Origin of the sequence: Microbacterium sp. MYb72, assembly GCF_002979415.1 — a bacterium.
GTDB lineage: Bacteria > Actinomycetota > Actinomycetes > Actinomycetales > Microbacteriaceae > Microbacterium > Microbacterium natoriense.
Window position 1 is genome coordinate 80366 of sequence record NZ_PCOT01000010.1, and the last position, 20335, is coordinate 100700.

18 protein-coding genes are annotated in these 20335 nt (G+C 70.0%); 9 read left to right on the plus strand and 9 right to left on the minus strand.

Going from position 1 to position 20335, the window contains the following annotated elements:
• Positions 1-128: 128 nt before the first annotated feature.
• From CQ047_RS07690 to CQ047_RS07700, 3 genes are all read right to left on the minus strand, one after another.
• A complete protein-coding gene (locus tag CQ047_RS07690) occupies positions 129-602 on the minus strand; it encodes a recombinase family protein (RefSeq protein ID WP_105673903.1) in 474 nt (157 codons plus the stop codon).
• Between the two features lie 74 nt (positions 603-676).
• On the minus strand, positions 677-985 hold the full coding sequence (locus CQ047_RS07695) for a response regulator (protein WP_146114290.1): 309 nt from the start codon (positions 983-985) through the stop codon (positions 677-679).
• A gap of 118 nt (positions 986-1103) precedes the next feature.
• A complete protein-coding gene (locus tag CQ047_RS07700; protein WP_105673907.1) occupies positions 1104-2093 on the minus strand; it encodes a malate dehydrogenase in 990 nt (329 codons plus the stop codon).
• A 44-nt stretch (positions 2094-2137) separates the two neighbouring features.
• Here CQ047_RS07700 and CQ047_RS07705 point away from each other — a divergent pair, with 44 nt between their 5' ends.
• Complete coding sequence (locus CQ047_RS07705; RefSeq protein WP_105673991.1) at positions 2138-3034, plus strand: neutral zinc metallopeptidase; 897 nt, start codon at positions 2138-2140, stop codon at positions 3032-3034.
• A gap of 34 nt (positions 3035-3068) precedes the next feature.
• Positions 3069-4055 (plus strand): prolyl aminopeptidase, encoded by a 987-nt coding sequence (pip, locus tag CQ047_RS07710; protein WP_181155868.1) that lies wholly within the window; start codon positions 3069-3071, stop codon positions 4053-4055.
• Positions 4056-4202: 147 nt separating this feature from the next.
• Here the strand turns inward: pip and CQ047_RS07715 are convergent, their stop codons facing one another.
• The 3 genes from CQ047_RS07715 to CQ047_RS07725 form a co-directional block, all read right to left on the minus strand.
• Positions 4203-6227: an aldehyde dehydrogenase family protein gene (locus CQ047_RS07715; RefSeq protein WP_258132525.1), complete on the minus strand. Its 2025-nt coding sequence runs from the start codon at positions 6225-6227 to the stop codon at positions 4203-4205.
• Between the two features lie 227 nt (positions 6228-6454).
• The gene (locus tag CQ047_RS07720; protein WP_105673909.1) at positions 6455-7831 is read right to left on the minus strand and encodes an MFS transporter; all 1377 of its coding nucleotides are present in this window, start codon (positions 7829-7831) and stop codon (positions 6455-6457) included.
• A gap of 82 nt (positions 7832-7913) precedes the next feature.
• A complete protein-coding gene (locus CQ047_RS07725; protein WP_105673911.1) occupies positions 7914-8177 on the minus strand; it encodes a glutaredoxin domain-containing protein in 264 nt (87 codons plus the stop codon).
• Between the two features lie 73 nt (positions 8178-8250).
• On the opposite strand from CQ047_RS07725, the gene CQ047_RS07730 reads away from it, so the two are divergent.
• The gene (locus CQ047_RS07730) at positions 8251-8643 is read left to right on the plus strand and encodes an SIP domain-containing protein (RefSeq protein ID WP_105673913.1); all 393 of its coding nucleotides are present in this window, start codon (positions 8251-8253) and stop codon (positions 8641-8643) included.
• 90 nt (positions 8644-8733) lie between these two features.
• Here the strand turns inward: CQ047_RS07730 and CQ047_RS07735 are convergent, their stop codons facing one another.
• Positions 8734-9189, minus strand: coding sequence for an adenylyltransferase/cytidyltransferase family protein (locus tag CQ047_RS07735; RefSeq protein ID WP_105673915.1), 456 nt, complete (start codon positions 9187-9189; stop codon positions 8734-8736).
• Positions 9190-9390: 201 nt separating this feature from the next.
• Here CQ047_RS07735 and CQ047_RS07740 point away from each other — a divergent pair, with 201 nt between their 5' ends.
• Complete coding sequence (locus CQ047_RS07740) at positions 9391-10596, plus strand: glycosyltransferase (protein ID WP_105673917.1); 1206 nt, start codon at positions 9391-9393, stop codon at positions 10594-10596.
• On the opposite strand, the gene CQ047_RS07745 is transcribed toward CQ047_RS07740, so the two are convergent.
• Together CQ047_RS07745 and CQ047_RS07750 are read right to left on the minus strand one after the other, a co-directional pair.
• Entirely contained in the window at positions 10593-11501 is a 909-nt protein-coding gene (locus CQ047_RS07745) for a glycosyltransferase family 2 protein (RefSeq protein ID WP_105673919.1), read from the minus strand. The genes CQ047_RS07740 and CQ047_RS07745 overlap by 4 nt on opposite strands.
• Complete coding sequence (locus CQ047_RS07750; RefSeq protein ID WP_223587484.1) at positions 11498-12451, minus strand: glycosyltransferase; 954 nt, start codon at positions 12449-12451, stop codon at positions 11498-11500. The genes CQ047_RS07745 and CQ047_RS07750 overlap by 4 nt, the downstream gene beginning before the upstream one ends.
• A gap of 181 nt (positions 12452-12632) precedes the next feature.
• On the opposite strand from CQ047_RS07750, the gene CQ047_RS07755 reads away from it, so the two are divergent.
• From CQ047_RS07755 to CQ047_RS19175, 5 genes are all read left to right on the plus strand, one after another.
• Entirely contained in the window at positions 12633-13367 is a 735-nt protein-coding gene (locus tag CQ047_RS07755; RefSeq protein WP_105673924.1) for a CDP-alcohol phosphatidyltransferase family protein, read from the plus strand.
• A 5-nt stretch (positions 13368-13372) separates the two neighbouring features.
• Positions 13373-14278, plus strand: a complete 906-nt coding sequence (locus CQ047_RS07760) for a glycosyltransferase family 2 protein (RefSeq protein WP_105673926.1) — start codon at positions 13373-13375, stop codon at positions 14276-14278.
• On the plus strand, positions 14275-14913 hold the full coding sequence (locus CQ047_RS07765) for a hypothetical protein (protein ID WP_105673928.1): 639 nt from the start codon (positions 14275-14277) through the stop codon (positions 14911-14913). Before CQ047_RS07760 ends, CQ047_RS07765 begins: the two co-directional genes overlap by 4 nt.
• Before the next feature lie 80 nt (positions 14914-14993).
• Positions 14994-15608 carry a DUF4352 domain-containing protein gene (locus CQ047_RS07770; protein WP_146114291.1) on the plus strand — a complete coding sequence of 205 codons (615 nt, stop codon included), beginning with the start codon at positions 14994-14996 and terminating at the stop codon, positions 15606-15608.
• On the plus strand, positions 15608-20278 hold the full coding sequence (locus CQ047_RS19175; RefSeq protein ID WP_105673932.1) for a PKD domain-containing protein: 4671 nt from the start codon (positions 15608-15610) through the stop codon (positions 20276-20278). The genes CQ047_RS07770 and CQ047_RS19175 overlap by 1 nt, the downstream gene beginning before the upstream one ends.
• Positions 20279-20335: the final 57 nt, after the last annotated feature.

Here is a 20335-nt window from a genome sequence, read left to right on the forward strand (position 1 = left end):
GCGATCGCGCTCGGCTGACCACGCGCAGTTGATCAGGCGGCGTCGACGGCGCGGAGCTGACCGGGCGGAGCTGACCGCGCAGCCACCACCGCGCGCGTCCGTCGTTGGTCGACGGGTTGCGGTCTGTCTCAGCGTGCAGCCGCGTCGGCGAGGTGTCTCGCGTTGTGGCTGAGCACCTTGACCATGATGCCCCGGCGACGCAGGTCAGCCACCGTCCTGGTGCCTTCTTCGGCGTTCCGGCCGAGGGCGTTGATGTTGGCGACGACCAGGACGTCACCGGGATGCAGTGTCGCGATCAGCCGCGCGAGGCGGTCGTTCCAGCTCTCCAGGATGTCGGGTGCCGGGTGCCGGAAACCCTCGATCGGCACCCCGAACCGGGTGAGATCGTCGCGCTGCTCGACCACCGACGGCATCCCATCGCGTGCGACGACCAGACCGACCAGTCGTGACCCGTCCGGTCGCGCCGACCAGAAGTCCCTGTTCTGCTGCAGCTCGGTGAAGCACTTCGGGCACTCTGCGGCCGCGTGCGGCAGGTGCAGCGGGCTCGTCAAGGCGTCATCCACGGATGCCGCAGCCTTCGTCGGTTCTGTCATCTCGCTCATCGCGCACCTCCAGCGTCCATTCTGCCCTGTCCGCACACCCCTGGCATGCCTGCCTGCAACCTGCGGGCACGCCCTCAGAGTCGCTGCAGTCGCCGTTGCGGACCTTCGAGACGGGCCACGGCGATCTTGACCTCGACGATCTCACCCGCCAGGTGGTCGAGCTGGGACTCGACGCGGTCCATCCTGCCCTCGACGCGGTCGATGCGCGTGTCGAGTCTGTCTATCCGTGCATCGACCTGATCGAAGCGCGCTCCGACCTGATCGAACCGTGCATCGAGTCCCCTCGACTGGTGCGCGATCATCCCGCCGACGCCACCGAGGACGGCGACGGCGAAGGCGAAGAGGGCGATGACCATTCCGATCACGTCAGGCGACACGAACACCCTCCCATTCTGCTCCGGCGACCAGGGCTCGTCCATCGACTTTAGGCCAGAGAATCCGGCGGTTCCGCGGTCTGTGGACGAACCCGATCGGTGGCGCGATGGGGAGGAGGAGTGCGGGTCAGAGCAGGCCGAGCGCCCGCACGGTCTCGCGCTCGTCGACGAGCTCTGCGACGGACGCGTCGATCCTGGCCCGAGACCGTGCGTCGGGCTCGAGCCCCTCGACGATGCGCCACTCTCCGTCCACCGACTGCACGGGGAACGAGGAGATCAGCCCCTCCGGCACTCCGTACTCGCCGTGGGAGACCACCCCCGCCGAGGTCCAGTCGTCGGTGCCCCGCACCCAATCGCGCACGTGATCGATCGTGGCGCTCGCTGCCGAGGCCACGGAGGACGATCCGCGGACCTTGATGATCTCGGCCCCGCGCTGAGCGACCCGTGGGATGAACGTCTCGTCGAGCCACGCGGGCACATCGCCCACGATGGCGGCGAGAGCATCGCCGACCGGCATCCCGGCGACGGTCGCGTGCGAGACGTCGGGGAACTGCGTCGCCGAGTGGTTGCCCCAGATGGGCACCCGGCGCACGGTCTCGACCGGGACGCCGAGGGTGGCCGCGAGCTGCCCGCGGGCGCGGTTCTCATCGAGTCTGGTCAGCGCCGTGAAGCGCTCCGCCGGCACGCCGTCGGCGGATGCCGCAGCGATCAGGGCGTTGGTGTTGGCCGGGTTGCCGACGACCGTGACGCGCACACCGGATGCCGCGTGCGCCGCGATCGCGCGCCCCTGCGGACCGAAGATGCCGCCGTTGGCCGCGAGCAGGTCTCCGCGCTCCATCCCCGGTCCTCGGGGGCGGGCGCCGACCAGCAGCGCGAGGTCGCTTCCGTCGAAGCCGACAGCGGGGTCGTCCGTCACCTCGACGTGCTCGAGGAGCCCGAACGCGCCGTCCTGCAGTTCCAGAGCCGCACCCTCTGCGGCGCCCAGGCCCTGCGGGATCTCCAGGAGGCGCAGCCGGACCTTCTCGTCGGGCCCCAGCAGGTCGCCTGCGGCGATGCGGAACAGCAGGGCGTAGCCGATCTGGCCGCCCGCACCGGTGATCGTGATGGTCGTCGTCATATGTCGAGCCTATGACGGCATCCGCCCGGGAGTACCCTCGATCCATGACGTTCAATCCGGATGCCGACATCTCGACCAACACCACTCGTCGCCGAGGACGCGGGGCTGTCGTCGCCGGCGCCGGAGGAATCGGCCTCCTCGGGATCATCGCGCTGATCGCGGGTCCGCTTCTGGGCATCGACCTGACCGGACTGATCCCCGGCGGCACCGATGGTGGCGGGAGCGGCGCGGGAGCACCCCAGGAGTCGAGTCTTACGGACTGCAAGACCGGCCAGGATGCGAACGAGAGGACCGACTGCCGTATGGCAGGCGCCGAGGTGGCGCTGAACGCCTACTGGGAGGACCACGTCGACGGATATGTCAAGCCGGGCATGGTCGTCGTCGACGGATCGACGTCCACGGCGTGCGGCACCGCATCGAACGCGGTGGGCCCCTTCTACTGCCCGCCGGATCAGACCGTCTACATCGACCCCACCTTCTTCCAGGTCATGCAGCAGCAGTTCGGGGCCTCCGCCGGAGACCTCGCTCAGCTCTACATCGTCGGGCACGAGTGGGGCCACCACATCCAGTACATCACCGGCACGATGGACAAGTATCCGAACAACGGCACAGGACCCGAGAGCAACGGCGTGCGCACCGAGCTCCAGGCCGACTGCTATGCGGGGGCCTGGATCGCGCGCATGTCGGAGGACAAGGATGCCGACGGTGTTCCCTACCTGAAGCCTTCGACCGAGGAGCAGCGTCGTGACGCGCTCAATGCGGCACTTGTGGTGGGCGACGATCACATCCAGCAGCAGTCGGGCGGCTTCGTGAATCCGGAGAGCTTCACCCACGGCACGAGTGCTCAGCGCCAGTACTGGTTCGCGAACGGGTACAAGAACGGCCTTGACGTGTGCGCGGCGACCTTCACTCTGCCGGGGGATCAGCTCGACGGCCAGTAGCGTTAACGGCGTAGGTCTGTGATCTGGAGGATCGATGACGATGAATCTGGATGCGCTGTATCCGGCGATCGAGCCGTATGAGACGGGCGAGCTGCTCGTGGGCGACGGCCACCGCATGTACTGGGAGGTCAGCGGCAACCCGGAGGGCAAGCCGGTGGTGTTCCTCCACGGCGGCCCCGGGAGCGGGACGTCGCCCTGGCAGCGACGGTTCTTCGACCCCGAGGTCTACCGGATCGTCCTGCTCGATCAGCGCGGCTGCGGACGCAGCACACCGCATGCGGGGGAAGCGGGCGCCGACCTGCGCCACGTCACCACCGCGCACCTCATCGCCGACATCGAGCTGCTGCGCAAGAACCTCGGCATCCGCACCTGGCAGGTGTTCGGCGGCTCCTGGGGCAGCGCGCTCGCGCTCGCCTACGCGCAGGCGCACCCGGATGCCGTCTCCGAGCTCGTGCTCCGCGGCATCTTCACCCTGCGCCGCGAAGAGCTGGAGTGGTTCTACGAGGGCGGGGCGGCCGCGTTGTTCCCCGACCTCTGGGAGGCGTTCATCGCGCCGATCCCCGTGCTGGAGCGCACGAGGATGATCGAGGCGTACCATCGGCGCCTGTTCGATCCGGACCCGGCCGTGCACGAGCCCGCCGCGGTCGCCTGGTCGACCTGGGAGGCGTCGACGGTCACGCTCACTCCGGATGCCGAGCAGATCGCCGCGATGTCCGATGCGCGCAGGGCCACCGCGTTCGCGCGGATCGAGAACCACTTCTTCGTGCATCGCGGCTGGTGGGACGAGGGACAGCTGATCGCCGGTGTGGACGGCATCCGTCACATTCCGACCGTGATCGTGCAGGGGCGGCATGACGTGTGCACGCCCATGATGACCGCGTGGGACCTGCACAGGGCGTGGCCGGAGGCGGACTTCGTCGTGGTCGACGACGCTGGCCACTCGGCATCCGAACCCGGCATCCAGCGCGCGCTCAGGGCCGCGACCGACCGCTTCGCCGCGTCATTCTCCGCCGGTCGGTGAGCGAGCTTCCTCTCGGCCGTTGAGCGAGGGAGCGGAGCGACCGAGACGAAACGGATCTGTCGGCGGGGCGTCTCGTCTCGCTGCGCTCGCTCAACGACCGGGACTTCAGGGAGCGGAGCGACCAAGACAGACGGGGTGGGGTCAGGGCTACGCGCGCAGCGCCTTCAGCAGCGTCTTCACGAGACCCGCGGTGCTGCCGTTCACGCGGAACCGTGTCAGCCCTTCGCTCACCTCGGCGCCGGTGCGGGCCGACACGAACCACGGCGGCTTCGGGAGGATCGTGAGCCGACCGCCGCCGTTCACCACGGGCAGCGACCGGGGGAACGGGCGGAACGGTCCGCGGATCACCGAGCGCTCCACGCCGTCGAGCAGCAGGGCGTTGTGCACGATGCCGATGCCGCTGCCCACGTCGTCGATCGTGCTGCCGGGGAACGCGCCCCACGTGAGGGTCGGGGTGATGAAGCCGAAGGCCGTCCAGCCGTTGATGGCGATCGAGCCGTAGCGGAGGTTCGCGATCGCACGCTCGAATCCGCTGCCGAGCGACTTCTCCGTCGCCGGGTCGATCAGCAGGTTCGCGCCGAGCGTGCCCTGCAGCTCGTCGTTGGCGTACGAGACCGCGGCGTCGAGGAAGGACTGGCCCTCGCCGGGGACGGTCACGACGCCGAGCACAGGGGCGAAGTACTCGGTGTGCTGCAGGGCGTCGGGGTCGTCTCCGTCGCCGATCTCGACGAGCAGGCGGTCGCCGAGCACGAGGGCGTCGGGGTACGCGTCGGTGGCCTGCTGCATCCTCGAGGGCGACCCGGGGTACCAGATCGGCCGTTCCGGGGCGTTCGCGTAGGCGCGGCGCAGCTCGGCGCGGAAGCGGTCGGCCTGCGCCCAGTCGGACGACAGGATGACGACCTGACCGGCGATGCAGTTGTGTCCGCCGTTCTGCAGACGCATGGTCGCGACGTGCTCCGCCTGGTAGCGCAGGTCGTCGTCCGACCACGCGCCGGGGACGACGATGATGGGCGAGACTCCGCCCAGCTCGGCGGTGATCGGCTTCTTCAGCTGCGGACGGTTCTCGCGGCGGCGTCTGGTGGCCGCGGCGCCCGTGCCCCACACGATCGCGTCGAACGTCGCCGCTGAGCCCGTGATGTGCACGTGGACGAGGTCGGGGTGACCGGTCAGGTAGGCGCCGACCGCCGGTCCGCCGCGCACGATGCGCAGGAACCCCGGCTCGATGAGCGGCGCGAAGGCGCGTTTGTAGACGGGCACGAGGGCGTCCTGCGTGGGGTTGACCTTCAGCAGCGCGGTGCGGTTGTGGGCGAGCAGTTCGTAGAGCACGTCGAGCACGGGGATGGAGGTGATGTTGCCCGCGCCGAGCACGAGTTCGACCCCGCCGGATGCGGTCGGGGTGCGCTGCGCGAGCCCCGCGGCGGCCCGCGCCCCGTTCGGGGTGATGCCCGGTTCCAGCCAGACCTCTCCGGTGAACCCCGACAGCAGGAACCTGTCGATGCCGGTCAGGGGGAAGGTGTGCACGCGGGTGCGTCCGCCCGGGGCGCGGTCGATCTTCACGCCGTCGAGGGGGTTGGTGCCGTCGGCGAGACGCGAGAGGGTCTCGATGTAGGCGTCGAGGGCGCCGAGCACGCTGTACGGGCCGCTCAGCCACTCCTCGCCGCGAAGAGGATGCCGTCCGTCCAGCCCCTTCGACGCCGCAGCGGTGTCTGCCCAGTCCTCGGCGGTCGCCGCGACGCTCGTCCGCACCGCGCGCAGGAGAGTGACGCGCTGTGACAGCGTCAGCGCCGACCAGATCGAGGCGCCGGTCTGCAGGTCGCCGATCGCGGAATCGAGGCGCGTGCGCTCGCCCTCATCGAGTGCGGGGAGGGCGGAGGCGGATGCGGTGGTACCCGAGCTCTTCGCCGTCGCAGGTGCGGTGCTGGCGGCTTCCGAGCTCTTCTGCCGTGCAGACGCCGGAGCCTTCGCGGTCTTGGTGCCACCCGGGCTTTTCGCCGCCGCGGCGGCGGTCTTCGGCCGTGCAGACGCCGGAGCCTTCGCGGTCTGGGCAGCATCCGGGCGCTTCGGCGTCGCGGGCGCGGTCTTCGGGGCTTTCGCGCCCGACGAGGCCTTCTTCGCAGGGCGAGGGGTGCTCGACGCGCTCTCGTCGGCGCTGGGCGATGTCGCAGAAGTCATCGGCGTCTCCTTCAGGCAGGACCCCAGCTTATGCCGCCGGGTCCGGTTCGGCCCGGTCTCACGTGGTGGACCTGGGCTTTCGCGCGGCGAGAACCTGCACGAGCTGCAGAAGTTTCGGGCGCGTGCGCAGCAATCAGCAGCGCGAGCGGGAGAAGAGCCGCGCGAGGGAGGGGAGCAGCGCGAGCGGGAGAAGCGCAGCGGGAACGGGGAGCCTGCGCGAGCGGGTATCAGCCCTCGATGTCGGCGCGACGGAGGCGGTAGCGGCGCAGCGCGGCGAGACTGCCCAGCATGAGGACCGCCGGGAGGATGCTGAAGCTCAGTACGATGCCGGCGATCGCGGCATCCGGCTGGGTCGTCGTCGCCCCGGCGACTGTCGACACGTAGCCGGTCGCGGCCAGCGTGAGCGACACGACGGTGGCGCCCAGGGCGAAGCCGACGGTCTCGCCGGCGGTCCAGACGCCCGTGAACGTGCCGGCCTGGCCGGCGCCGTGGAGGCGCTCGTCATGCGAGATGACGTCGGGGAGCATGGCCATCGGCAGGGACTGCAGCCCGGCGTAGGCGACTCCGGCCACGGCCACCGAACCGTAGATCCACGGTCCGGGCGCCCACACGGCGAGCGTGATCGATGCCGCCGCGACGGTGAAAAGCACGCTCGCGACACCGAATGCGCGTTCCTTGCCGACGCGACGGGCGATCGCGGTCCAGCCGGGTGTCGCGAGCAGCGCAGGGCCGACGAGCGCGAGGAAGACCAGCGTCACGGCATCCTCCGACCGCAGCACCCAGGTCGCCACGTACTGGGCGCCGGCGAGCATCGTGCCGGTCGCGAGCGCCTGAAGGAGGAACGTCGCGAGCAGCGCCCGGAAGGGCTGGCTGCGGCGGAGGGCGCTGAGCCCCGATGCGTAGTGGTCGCGCAGGCTCGCCGTCTCCGGCACGGCGCTCGCCGCAGGGCGCGCACGGGATGCCGCGGCATCCGCCGTCTTCGCGGCCACGTACATCCCGATGCCGATCGCGAGACCGGCGGCGATGCCCATCAGGAGGTATCCGACGACCTGGTCGGAGCCGGCCTTGCGCAGCTCGGGGCCGCCCGCGCCGAACAGCAGGATCGCCGCGGTCAGGACGATGACGCGCCAGCCGAGCAGCCGCGTGCGCTCGTCGTAGCTGTCGGTGAGCTCGGCGGGGAGGGCGACGTACGGCACCTGGAACAGGCTGAAGGCCGTGGCGGTGGCGAGGAACGCCAAGAGCACGCATGCGGCGCCGGCGACAGGGCCCCACGATGGCGGCACCGCGAAGGTGAGCGCGAAGAAGAGGGGGAGCGTGAGCGCGCCGGTGACCATGAATCCGCGGCGGGATCCGGTGCGGGCGAGCTGACGGTCGGATGCCGCCCCGATGACCGGGTCGATCACCACGTCCCAGATCTTCGCCGCGGTCACGATGAGCCCCGCGGCCAGGGCCGCGACACCGAGGTTGTCGGTGAGGAAGTAGGTCAGCACCAGACCCGGCAGGGTCGCGTAACCGCCGGTCCCCAGGGAGCCGATCGAGTACAGTGCGATCGTGCGGGCGGACAGGCGTGCGGATGCTCGTTCGGGGCGAGCCTCGGTGCTCATCGCGCCAGTGTATCGGTCGCCTCGGCGAGGCGATCCGCGCCGTCCCGCTGAGGGGTCGGCGAGGATCGAACGCCGATCGGGATCAGATCAGGGAGAGCTCGCGGAGCTTCGCCTCGACGTCGGCGTTGGACGGCTCGACGTGGTGGGAGGAGTCCGGGTAGACGACGACGGGGATGTTCGTGCGGCCCGAGATCTCCTTCGCGACGTCGGCTGCGGAGGGATCGGCGACGAGGTCGATGTAGGTGTACTCGATGCCGAGCTCGTCGAGCTGCTTCTTGGTGCGGATGCAGTCGCGGCACCAGTCGGCGCCGAACATCGTGATCTCGGATGCTGCAGGAGTGGTCATACATCCAGGGTACGACGAACGGATGCCCCCGGCGTCGTTGACGAGTAAGGGTAGCCTTACCTATTCTTGAGGGATGAGCACCGCATGCGAGCACCTCGAGGATCCGGACTGGGAGAGCATCGAGGGCGCGGTGCTCATCGCGGGCGATGCCGCGGACGCCGTGTACATCGCCGGCATCTGCGCCCGACTGCCGTGGGACGCGCAGGGCGTGGTCCTGCTCGAGGCCGCCGCCCGCATCCAGCTCCGCCATATCGACGTGCCCGACGGGGTGTCGGTGCGATGGCTGATGCGGGGCGACGGCATCCGCCAGCACGTCAAGGGGGAGCGTCTCGCCGCCGCGGTCCACGCCTGGTGCGTGGAGTGGACCTGCACGGAGCCTCCGGCGCAGTGGACGGTCTGGCTCGGCCCGCACACTCCTCCGCGGGTGGCCCGTATGGCTCGGAGCCTTCTCGGCGTCGCCAACTGACCACGCGCCGCCGACCCCGGAGGGCGGCGGCGCGTCCCTCGACCGCATCGACCCGGCGGCCCCAGCTCGGCCGGATCGATGCGGTCGGTCTCAGCGCGCGACGGCGGATGCCGTCTGCGCGGCCCCGGCGGTGATCGCATCGAGGGCGCGGCGCAGCGAGGAGCTCGAGGTGTGGGCGGTGTACGGGAAGTACACGACCTCCACTCCGACCTCGGCGAACTCCCGCTCGAGCCGCAGGCCCTTCTCGGTGCCCCGCCAGTCGTCGCCCTTGAAGAAGTGCGTGAAGTGCACGTCTCGCCAGGAGTCCATCTTCGACGGCGTCGTCTCGACGTAGACGTCGTCGACGAACGAGATGTGACGAACGATCTCCGCGCGCTCCGCCGTCGGGATGACGGGCTCGATGCCCTTCACCTCGCGCAGCATCTCGTCGCTCACGACGCCGGCGATCAGAATGTCGCACTGCTGCTTGGCGTGTCGAAGAAGGTTCAGGTGCCCGACGTGAAACAGGTCGAAGGCACCAACGGCATAGCCGATGCGCGTCCCCATGATCTCCCCAGATCAGTAGATTCCCCAGAAGCGGATCCCCATCCGCTCAGCGACTCCCACAGCCGCATCCGGTCAGCCTAGCAGGAGTTCGCCCGAAGCGGGGAGTGCCCGGTTCTGACCCTTCTCACGCGGGGCCGAATATGGAAAGGTTGTTTATGAAGTGAGCGGGGACGTTCTCAACTCATAGCAACCCGTGAAACGATGGAGTCGGCATCCGAAGAGGGGGATCAGGTGGTGGCAGAGGTCACGGTCATCGTGCCGACGTACAACGAGCGCGACAACGTCGCGGAGCTCGTCGCACGCACCGCCGCCGCGCTCGCGGGGCGCGACACCGAGATCCTCTTCGTCGACGACAGCACCGATGACACCGCTCTCGAGGTCGAGCGGGTCGCGGCCGACGCGCCCCTGCCCGTCCGCGTGATCCACCGCGAAGACAACACCGGCGGACTCGGCGGCGCCGTGGTCGTCGGACTCAAGGCCGCGGCATCCGACCTCTGCATCGTCATGGACGGCGACCTGCAGCATCCGCCTGAGCTGCTGCCCTCGCTCCTCGACCGCCACGACGAGGGCGGCGCCGACGTCGTCGCGGCGTCGCGCTACATCGGCGGAGGCGACACCAGCGGGCTCGGCACGGCCGTGAGATTCGGGGTGTCGCGCGCCGCGACCTGGCTGACCAGGGCGATGTTCCCGATCCGCCTCGCGCGCAGCACCGACCCGATGACCGGCTTCTTCCTGGTCGACCGCAGCAGGCTCGACCTCGACGCGCTCCGACCGCAGGGGTTCAAGATCCTCCTCGAGATCCTCGCGCGCACCGACCTGCGCATCGCCGAGGTGCCGATGGAGTTCGCCGAGCGACGCCACGGCACATCCAAGGCGAGCCTCCGGCAGGGGGCCACGTTCATCGCCCACCTGGCCAGGCTCCGCTTCGGGAAGATGTCGCTGTTCGCGATGATCGGCGTCATCGGCGCCGTCGCCAATCTCGGCATCATGTGGCTGCTCGTCGAGGCGGGAGTGCCGGACATCTGGGCGGCGATCATCGGCGCCGAGGTCACGATCATCGGCAACTTCCTGCTGCAGGAGCGCTTCGTCTTCGCCGACATGCGCACGGACGCCAGGGCCCTCGGCATCCGCTTCGCCTCGTCGTTCGCGTTCAACAACGCCGAGGCGGCACTGCGCATCCCGGTGATGGCGCTGATGGCCTCGAGCTGGCACATCTCCAGCGTGCTCGCCACGGCGCTCTCGCTGATCGTCGCGTTCTTCGCCCGGTTCCTGTTCCACTCCCTCGTCGTCTACGCGCCGCGTCGGCGGCGGAAGGCGGATGCCGCGGAGGAGCCTTCCGTCGACACCGCGGCGCTCAGGGTCATCAGGGCGATCGACGCCGAGGCGATGCGGCCGGGGGAGCTCTAGTTCTTCGGGCGGGCGTACTCGCCGCGCACGATGCCGAGGGCGGCGAGCATCCGTCCCTGCGCGAACCAGGCGCGCCGCTGGTAGACGGCGTTCGCCGCCGTGTCGCGTCGCAGAGCCGAGACCGCGCGTCCGCCGGTGAAGGCGACCCAGCGCACCGCTCCGCCGACCAGGTGCGCGACGTGCAGGAGCGGGCGCTTCCACGCCGGCGCCTCCCGGATCAGCAGCCGCACGCGGGCCTGCCCGTGCGAGATCGCGCGGCGGTGCACGAACTCGCGCGTCGTGCGCTCGGGCGCGATGTCGTCGCGGGCCACGGAGTCGGCGGAGGCCACGATCGATCCTCCCCGCGCGACGATGGCGCGGCCGAACACGTTGTCCTCGCCGCCGATGAGACCGAGCGAGACGTCGAAGCGCACGCCGAGGGCCCGCACCTGGGCGGTGTCGACGAGCACGTTCCCCGTGGCGAGGGAGTCGAGCCGCTTGCCGTTCGGGAAGCGCGTGCGGCGCATGAAGCCGCCCGCGGCGATCCACGGATCGGTGCCCTCGGGCCATACGTAGCGGACGTAGCCCATCACGACGGCCGCACGTGTGTCGCGCCAGACGTCGACCAGGCCGTGCAGCCACCCGTCCTCGGGGAACACGTCGTCGTCGATCATGACCGTGAGCTCGTCGTCGGATGCCGCGTCGAGGGCCGCCTGCCGGACGGCGGCGATACCGGGGGTCGTCTCCGAGAGGTACTCGACGCCCAGCTCTCCGGCGACGACCTCGGCGGATCGCTCCGGGTCGTTGTCGACGAGCAGGATGCGCGTGCGCAGCCCATCGGTCTGCGTGCGGATCGCCGCGACCAGAGGGGGCAGCAGAGCAGCGCGTCGGTACGTCGGGACGGCGATCAGCACGGACTCGGTCATCGTGTTGCTCCGCGACGGTGCGCCACCGCGCGCGTGAAGGCCTCGCGATGGGCGACGCCCGCCCGGTCCCAGTCACGGGCCGAGAGGTCGGGCTCACCGGCGGGAAGGGTGCGGATCGCCTCGGCGAACGCCAGGAGGTCGGATGCTGCGAGCTCCTCGTCGAACATCGTGATCCAGCCGGGGCCGACCTCCGCCGACAGGGCTTCGTTAACGGCGGTGCGGGGCACCAGCACGGGGCGGTTCAGGGACAGCGCCGCGAGCACGGTGCCGGAGTTATGCATGAAGCGGTAGGGCAGCACGATGCCGGAACTGCTCATGACGGCGCGGGCGAAGTCGGGCTCCGACAGGTAGCGGAGGTCGAGCTCGATGCGGCCGTCGGCCTTCGCGCTCGCCCGCACCTCGTCGGCGAGGCCGGCGCTGGTCGGGTTGCCGGCGATGCGCAGCCGCAGCTCGGGGGCGATCTCCGCCGTCTCCGAGAAGACGCGGATCAGGTCCTCGACGCCCTTGTACCGTCGCACGAGGCCGACGAATCCGAGGGTTCCGGGAGCGGCATCCGTCTTCTCGACATCGGCGAACCAGTCGCGGTAGTGGCCGTGCGGGATCAGCGTCGACTCCGCGCCCTCCGGCAGCTCCGTCAGCTCGTTGAGCACGATGCGGTGATCGGTGCGACGCTCCACCCATTCGAGGTAGCGGCGCTGCCAGGGGGAGACGTCGCCAGGGAGCTCGACGTTGTGCACGGTGCGGATGACGGCGACCCGGCCCATCGAGATGCGGGCCCGCAGCGCGATCGCGTACGCCCGACGGGCGAGGCCCTTCGCACCCGTCCCTGAGCCGAACAGCGTCTCCGGCCAGTGGAACTGGATGGCGTCGAGTCGGCCGAACAGCGCCTGACGGCGGTCGAAGCGCCGGTGCTCGACGCCCGGCGTCGACGCCAGCGCCTCATCCAGCATGTGCACATACGGATTGGATGTGGGGCGCGGCGCCCCGAACGACTGCATCACCCTGATCGGGCGCGCAGAACCCCCTGATTTGTTCCCCATGGTTCCAGTGTGCCAGCAGTCGGGCTCTACACTGGTCGGGAATGACCCGGGCATGTGGGGTGCCCGCGGGTCGTGACATAGGGGAGTCGACATGTCCGCATCCTTCGCTGCCGCATACCGGCAGCTGGCCGCTGCGCAGAAGGGCCATGCCCGCGGGGCGCCCGGCTACTCGGTGTACGTGAACCGCAGGGTCGGGCGGATGCTGGCCGCCTTCGCGTTCCGCGTGGGCATCACGCCGAACCAGGCCACGGCCATCAGCGCCGTGCACACGTTCACCGGTCTCGCGCTCCTGCTCCTCCTCCCGGCGGCGTGGTGGACCGGCATCCTCGTCGCCCTGCTGCTCGCCCTCGGCTACGCGTGGGACTCGGCCGATGGCCAGATCGCACGGCTCCGCGGCGGCGGCAGCCTCGCGGGCGAGTGGCTCGACCACTTCGTCGACGCGCTGAAGATCGCCTCGCTGCACCTCGTCGTGCTGCTCGCTCTGCAGCTGCACACCCCGCTCGCCGGCACGCCGTGGCTGCTCATCCCGCTCGCCTTCTCGGTGGTCGACGTCGTGACGTTCTTCGGGATGCTCCTCAACGACCTGCTGAAGCAGAAGAAGGGAGTGCAGTCGACGCACTCCCGCGGCGGTGGCACCTTCCTGCGGTCGATGATCCTGCTGCCCACCGATTTCGGGCTGCTGTGCCTGGTGTTCGCCCTGTGGGGATGGACGACCGGCTTCCTCGCCGTCTACGCGGTGCTCGCCCTGATCAACGCGCTGTTCCTCGCGCTCGCCGCCGTGAAGTGGTTCCGTGAGATCAGCGCGCTCGACCGCGAGGACGGCTGAGCGGCATGGCTGCCGCACCCGCGTTCGCGGTCGTCACGGTCAACTACGGTTCCAGTGCGCTGATCGCCGAGAACTTCGGCCGTCTCGCGCTGCCCCCGGAGGGGCGACTGGTCATCGTCGACAGCTTCAGCTCCGCGGCCGAGCGCGAGGCCGTCCGCACCGTGGCCGACGCGCTGGGCGCCGAGTGCGTGCTGCTCGACGAGAACCTCGGCTACGGCGGCGGGACCAATGCCGGGGCGGCGCGGGCGCTCGAGCTCGGCGCCGAGGTGATCGTGCCTCTCAACCCCGATGCGAGCATCGCGATCGACGACCTGCGTCGGATCGTCGACGCCGCGCACGGCACCCGAGATCTCGTGTCTCCCCGCATCGTCACGGGAGCGGGCGCCAACTGGTTCGCGGGAGCCGACCTCTACCTCGATGACGGCACGACCGCCGGGCGCGCGGCCAGGGCGAGGCACGAGGGCCGCCCTCGACGCGAGTGGGCCACCGGCGCGTGCTTCGCGCTGTCCGCCGACGTGTGGCGGGACCTCGACGGATTCGACGAGGAGTACTTCCTGTACTGGGAGGACATCGACCTCTCGCATCGTGTGCTCGATGCCGGCGGGGCGCTCGTGCTGGCCGACGCGGTCGTCGTCCACGACGAGGGCGGCACCCACGAGGGCGAGACCACCGATCGTGCGAAGTCGCCGACGTACTACTACTTCAACATCCGCAACCGGATGATGTACGCCCGCAAGCATCTCGATCAGGACGGCATCCGCCGGTGGCGGCGCTCCTCGCTGCGCGTCGGGTACGGGATCCTCCTTCAGGGTGGTCGACGCCAGCTTCTGTCCACTGCCCCGTGGCGCGCCTATGCGCGCGGGGTCCGCGACGGCTTCCGGGTGAGCCGGGGGAAGGCGACGGGACGATGAGCGGCATCCTCACGGTCTGCGACGCGAACGTGTGCCGTTCGGTCGCAGCGGAGTTCCTCCTTGCCGAGGAGTTCTCGCAGCGCGCCTCGCTCGCGGGGGTGCGGGTCTCCAGTCGAGGAGCGCAGGCTCTGCAGGCCCACTCCGCCTGTCGGCTCGTGGCGGAGATGCGCGAGGACGAGACCTGGCTCGCGCGGTCTCGACGGCATCAGTCGCTCCAGCTCGGCGCCGAGGAGATCGAGGACGCGGATCTGATCCTGACGGCGACGACGAGTTCCCGCGCGGCGGTCGTGTCGCTGGTTCCGGGTGCGCGGCGCCGGGTCTTCACGATGCGCGAGGCCCTGTGGCTCGCTCCGGGGTTCGCACCGAGACCGGGCGCGGTCGGTGACGACCTCGTGCGGGACTTCGCCGCGCACCTCGATGCGCAGCGCGGGCTCCAGCAGGTTCCGGTGAAGCGGGCGCGTCCGTGGCGGCGCGCTGCTCACCCCTTCGACATCGCAGACGGGCACGGCGCCGGTCGTCGTGCTCATGCCGCGACGCTCCAGCAGGTGCAGAAGACGGTCGCAGAGCTGGTCAGGGCGATGGCCACGGATCCGACTTTGCCTTTTCTCTCGACACGGAGGGCACCCGTCCAGTAGGATTCGGGTTGTGCGACTTAGGGAGTCGCGCATGGGAGCGGCTTAGGGGAGCCGCCACTGGGGAAAACTGGGGAAAAAACGTGAGCCTTCATTGGTGCACGCGTCGAACGGGGTATTCGACGCTGTCAAAAACTGTCGGGGGAGCCGTCGTCATCGCGGCGATGCTCACCCTTGCCGCATGCGCGCCCGCTGAGACGGACGGCGCTTCGCCGTCTCCGTCGCCGAGCGCGACGCAGATCCTGCCGCCCGGCGCGACCGAGAGTCCCGACGCCGGGGACGGCCCGCAGACCGCGGCTCCGCTTCCGACGCAGGATGCCGCCGTCGGCGAGACCGTCGCCTTCGACACCGGCATCTCCGTGGTGATCGACAAGGTCGAGTCCGTGACCGTCAAGGCGGAGACGCCCGGCGAGGTCTCCGGAACCGCCGTCGTCGTCACCGTCACCGCGAAGAACGGCACGGATGCCGCGCAGAGTCTCGACTCCGCCGTCGTCACCGTCAACGCGCAGGACGGCGAGCCCGGCATCGGCACGACCGCGGGCGATCCCGCGCCGCTGACCGGCTCACTCGCACCGGGGAAGTCCGCAACCGGTCGCTATGTCTTCATGCTCGGCTCCGCGTCCGGTCGCGACGTCGCCGTCTCCGTCAACTACGCCGCCGGTGAGCCCGTGGCGATCTTCACCGGAAAGGTCTCCTGATGGCTGTTCAGGCTGGAACTTCGCGCTCGCGTCTGCGGGCGGCCCTGGCGTTCGGCGTCGGCATCGCTCTCGCAGCGGCCGCTGTCGTCGCCGTCCCGAACGCCGCGTCCGCGGCGGTGCCGGCGGCGAAGGCGCCTCTGCTCGAGCGCACGAACGACGTGATCACCTCCGACCCGCTGCCGACGGTCCAGATCGACTCGGGGTACGTGTGGGCGCAGGCCACGATCGGCAACATCGTCTACGCGGGCGGCAGCTTCACGAACGCGCGGGCCGCGCTCGCGGCTCCGGGCACGAGCCTGACCCCGCGCAGCAACATCCTTGCCTACGACATCACGACGGGTGAGCTGCAGGGCTTCGCTCCTGCAGTGAACGGCGTGATCAAGGCCGTCGCGGCGTCTCCCGACGGATCGCGCATCTACATCGGCGGCTCGTTCACGCAGGTCAACGGCACCGCGCGGTACAACTTCGCGGCCCTCGACGCCCAGACCGGGCAGCTGATCCCGGGCTTCGCGCCCGCTGTCGGCGGCGCCGGCGTGTACGGCATCGCGGTGAGCGCGGACTCCGTGTACGTGGCGGGCAACTTCACGCAGGCGAACACGGTGGCGCGCAAGAACTTCGCGGCCTTCGCGACCTCGAACGGGGCGCTGCGCGACTGGGCGCCGACCTCCGACCAGCAGGTCGACGCGCTCGTCATGGAGCCCGGCGGGCAGCACGTGATCGCCGGCGGACGCTTCTACCTCATCAACAACGCGACCCAGCGCGGGCTCGTGGCTCTCGATCCGACCACCGGCGGCATCGACACCGGATGGGCCGCACCGAACACCGTGAAGAACGGCGCACCGCTGAGCTCGAGCTACGCGGGCAAGACCGGCATCTTCGGCCTGTCCGTCGACCAGTCCGGCGTCTACGGCACCGGCTGGGTCTACGCGAACGCCGCGTCGGGAAACCTCGAGGGCGCGTTCGCTGCCGAGGCGGGCACCGGAGCGATCCGCTGGGTGGCCGACTGCCACGGCGACAACTACGGCGTGTACTCGACCGGCAAGGTCGTCTACACCACGAGCCACACGCACGCCTGCGAGACGGCCAACCTCTGGCCCGAGCAGAGCACGCGCACCTGGCGCTACATGCTCGCCTTCACCGCCACCGCCGAGGGCACGCTCACGCGGAGCCTCACGGCGGGCACGACCTACGCCGACTGGAACGGCACGGCCTCCCCTTCCGCGTACGCGGTGACCCCCGACTACACGGTCGGCAATACGTCGGGTCTGGGCCAGGCGGGCCTGTCGATCACGGGCGCCGGCGACTACGTCGCCGTCGCGGGAGAGTTCACGAGCGTGAACAACAAGATGTTCCAGGGCATCGTGCGCTTCTCCTCCAAGCCCGCGGGCGGCGCCAAGCAGGGGCCGCGACTGTCCGGCACCGACTGGACCACGCCGACGGCGACGTCGACGCAGTCCGGACGCGTGCGCGTGTCGACCACAACGAACTGGGATCGCGACAACCGCGACCTCACCTACCAGCTGCTCCGTTCCGACTCGGCCACTCCGGTCGATCAGGTGACCACGCAGTCGGTGTGGTGGCAGGTCGGCGCGGTCGTCCTCAACGACACCACGGCCGCACCCGGAACCAACTACACCTACACGGTCAAGGCGGTGGATGCCGACGGCAACTCCGCGCTCAGCCAGCCGGTCTCGGTGACCGCCGCCGGCGGCACGGGCTCCGACTACGCCAACCTGGTTCTCAACGACCGCGCCGAGCTGTACTACCCGCTCGGCAGCCTCGGCGGCAACTGGGCCGGCGGCGCGAACCCGGTCGTGGGCAGCGGCGTGAACAACACGTCGCCCGGAGCCGTGCAGGGCACGACCGGCGCCAGCGCCTCCAGCTTCAGCGGCTCCACGTCGGGCCGCGTCTCGTCGGCGACCTCGTCGAAGGGCGACGACAACTACGCCGCCGAGGCCTGGTTCAAGACGAACACCACCCGTGGTGGCAAGATCTTCGGCTACGGCACCTCGCAGACGGGCAGCTCCGGCACCAACGACCGCAACGTCTACATGCTGAACAACGGCCGCCTGATCTACGGCGTGTACCCGGGGTCGACCAAGACCGTGACCACCACGACGTCGTACAACGACAACAAGTGGCACCACGTCGTCTCGACACTGGGCCCGGCGGGCATGGTTCTCTACGTCGACGGCAAGGCCGTGGCGCAGGACACCTCCGTGGTCGCCGCGCAGGACAACTACGTCGGCTACTGGCGCGTCGGCTACGACAACCTGAGCGGATGGCCGAGCGCACCGACGTCGAACTCCTTCGCCGGCAGCATCGACGAGTTCGCGGTCTACCCGAACGCGCTGACGGCCGCGCAGGTCGCGCAGCACTACGCGACGGGTATGGGCTTCAAGGCCCCGACGGCCTCGTTCACCACGGCCGCGACCGACCTCTCGGTCGCCTTCACCGGCACCGCAACCGCCGACACCGGACAGACCATCACGGGCTACTCCTGGAACTTCGGCGACGGACAGACCGCGACCGGCGCGACGCCCACGCACGTGTACGCCGCCTCCGGCACGTACACCGTCACGCTCACCGCCACGGACAGCCGCGGGATCATCGGGGTGGCCACCCAGCAGGTCACGGCCCTCGCGCCGAACGTCCTGCCGACGGCGGACTTCACCTCCACGGTCTCCGGACTCACCGCATCGGTGAACGGCCTGCCGTCCGCCGACTCCGACGGCACGATCGCCGGGTACTCCTGGAACTGGGGCGACGGAACGCCCGCTGGTGCCGGAGCCACGGCCACGCATGCCTACGGGGCGGCGGGAACCTACACCGTGACGCTCACGGTGACGGATGACCGCGGCGGTCAGGCGACCAAGACGGGCGACGTCGTCGTGACGCATGCCGCTCCGGTCGCGTCGTTCGAGGCGAGCCCGAATGTGCTCGACGTGAACGTCAACGCCTCGGCCTCGACAGCGTCGGATGCCGCGACGCTCAGCTACTCCTGGAACTGGGGCGACGGCTCGGCCGCGGGCAGCGGAGCGACCGCGTCGCACCACTACGCAGCGGCCGGCAACTACACGATCACCCTGACGGTGACCGACAGCCTCGGCGCGACCGCGACGACCACCCGCACGGCGACCGTCGCCGACAAGCCGTTCGCGATCCGCGACGACTTCGAGCGCACCGCGGCATCCGGCTGGGGATCTGCCGAGGCCGGCGGCGCGTACACCGTGATGAACGGGGCGGCGGCCGCGGCATCCGTCGCGGGCGGTCGAGGACTGCTGACTCTCGCCACCGGTCAGACGCGCAACGTGGCACTGCAGGGCACGTCGCTCGCCGACACGCTGACGTCTCTGTCGTACTCGATCGACCAGGCGCCGTCCACCGGCGGATCCTACGTCGGCGTGAGCGCACGCAAGTCCGCGACGAACGAGTACCTGGCCCGCGTCTGGATGCGGACCGACGGCAAGCTCTGGCTCACCGTCCAGCGCGGCAGCACCGTGATCGCCACGCAGGCGCTCACCACGACGTGGGCCGCAGGAGACGTGTTCCGTCTCGCGGTGAACGTCAGCGGTGCGTCGCCGACGACCATCCAGGTGAAGACCTGGAAGGACGGAGCGATCGAGCCCGCCGACTGGCAGCTCACCGTGACCGACTCGACCGCCGACCTGCAGGGGACCGGCTGGACGAGCGTGCACGCATCCCGTGGATCCACGGCGACGTCGACCGCGGTCTTCTCGTTCGACTCGCTGCGGGTCACCGACCTCAAGGCCCCGCTGCCGAATGTGGCTCCGACGGCGGCGTTCACGAGCACCGTGACGAACCTCGGTGTCGCGGTCGACGGATCGACGTCGACGGACAGCGACGGCACCGTCGCCGGGTACTCCTGGAACTGGGGAGACGGCACCGCCGCAGGCGCCGGCGCGACCGCGACGCACACCTATGCCGCGGCGGGCACGTACGACGTGACGCTGACGGTCACGGATGACGACGGCGCCACCGGCACCGTCACCCACCAGGTCGTCGCCACCGACCCGCCCGTCGTGGACCCGGCGATCGCGCGCGATGTGTTCGCCCGCACGGCGACCTCGGGCTGGGGCCCGTCGGACGTCGGCGGTGCGTGGACTCTCACGGGCGGTGCGGCATCGGCCGCATCCGTCGCAGACGGCGTCGGAAAGCTCACCCTCGCGGCGGGCGGAACGCGCAATATGCTGCTGAATTCGGTGTCCGCGAAGAATGTGACGATGTCGGCTGATTTCAGCGCCGATGCGGCTCCGTCCACCGGGTCCGCATATGTCGGCCTGATCGCACGATCGAGCGCCACGGACAACTATCTCGTGCGCGCCTGGCTGAACGCGAACGGGACCGTGTCGATCGTGATCCAGCAAGGATCCGCTGTGCTGTCCACTTATGTGGTCCCGGGAATCACTCGCGGCGCCGGAGACGCGTTCACCCTCAAGGTCGACGCATCCGGCGGAGCATCCACGACGATCTCGGCGAAGCTGTGGCGTCAGGGCGCCGAGGAGCCGGCGAACTGGCAGACCTCGTTCGTCGACACCACCGGTATCGACGCGGCTGGCGCCGTCGGAGTGCACGGCAACCGTGTCAGCTCCGCCACCGCTCCGACCGTCATCTCCGTCGACAACTTCCGGGTTCTCGACAACGGCTGATCCGGCCGCAAACGAAGAGTCGACAGGCGGTCGCCTCTCGCCGAGACATTTCTCTGC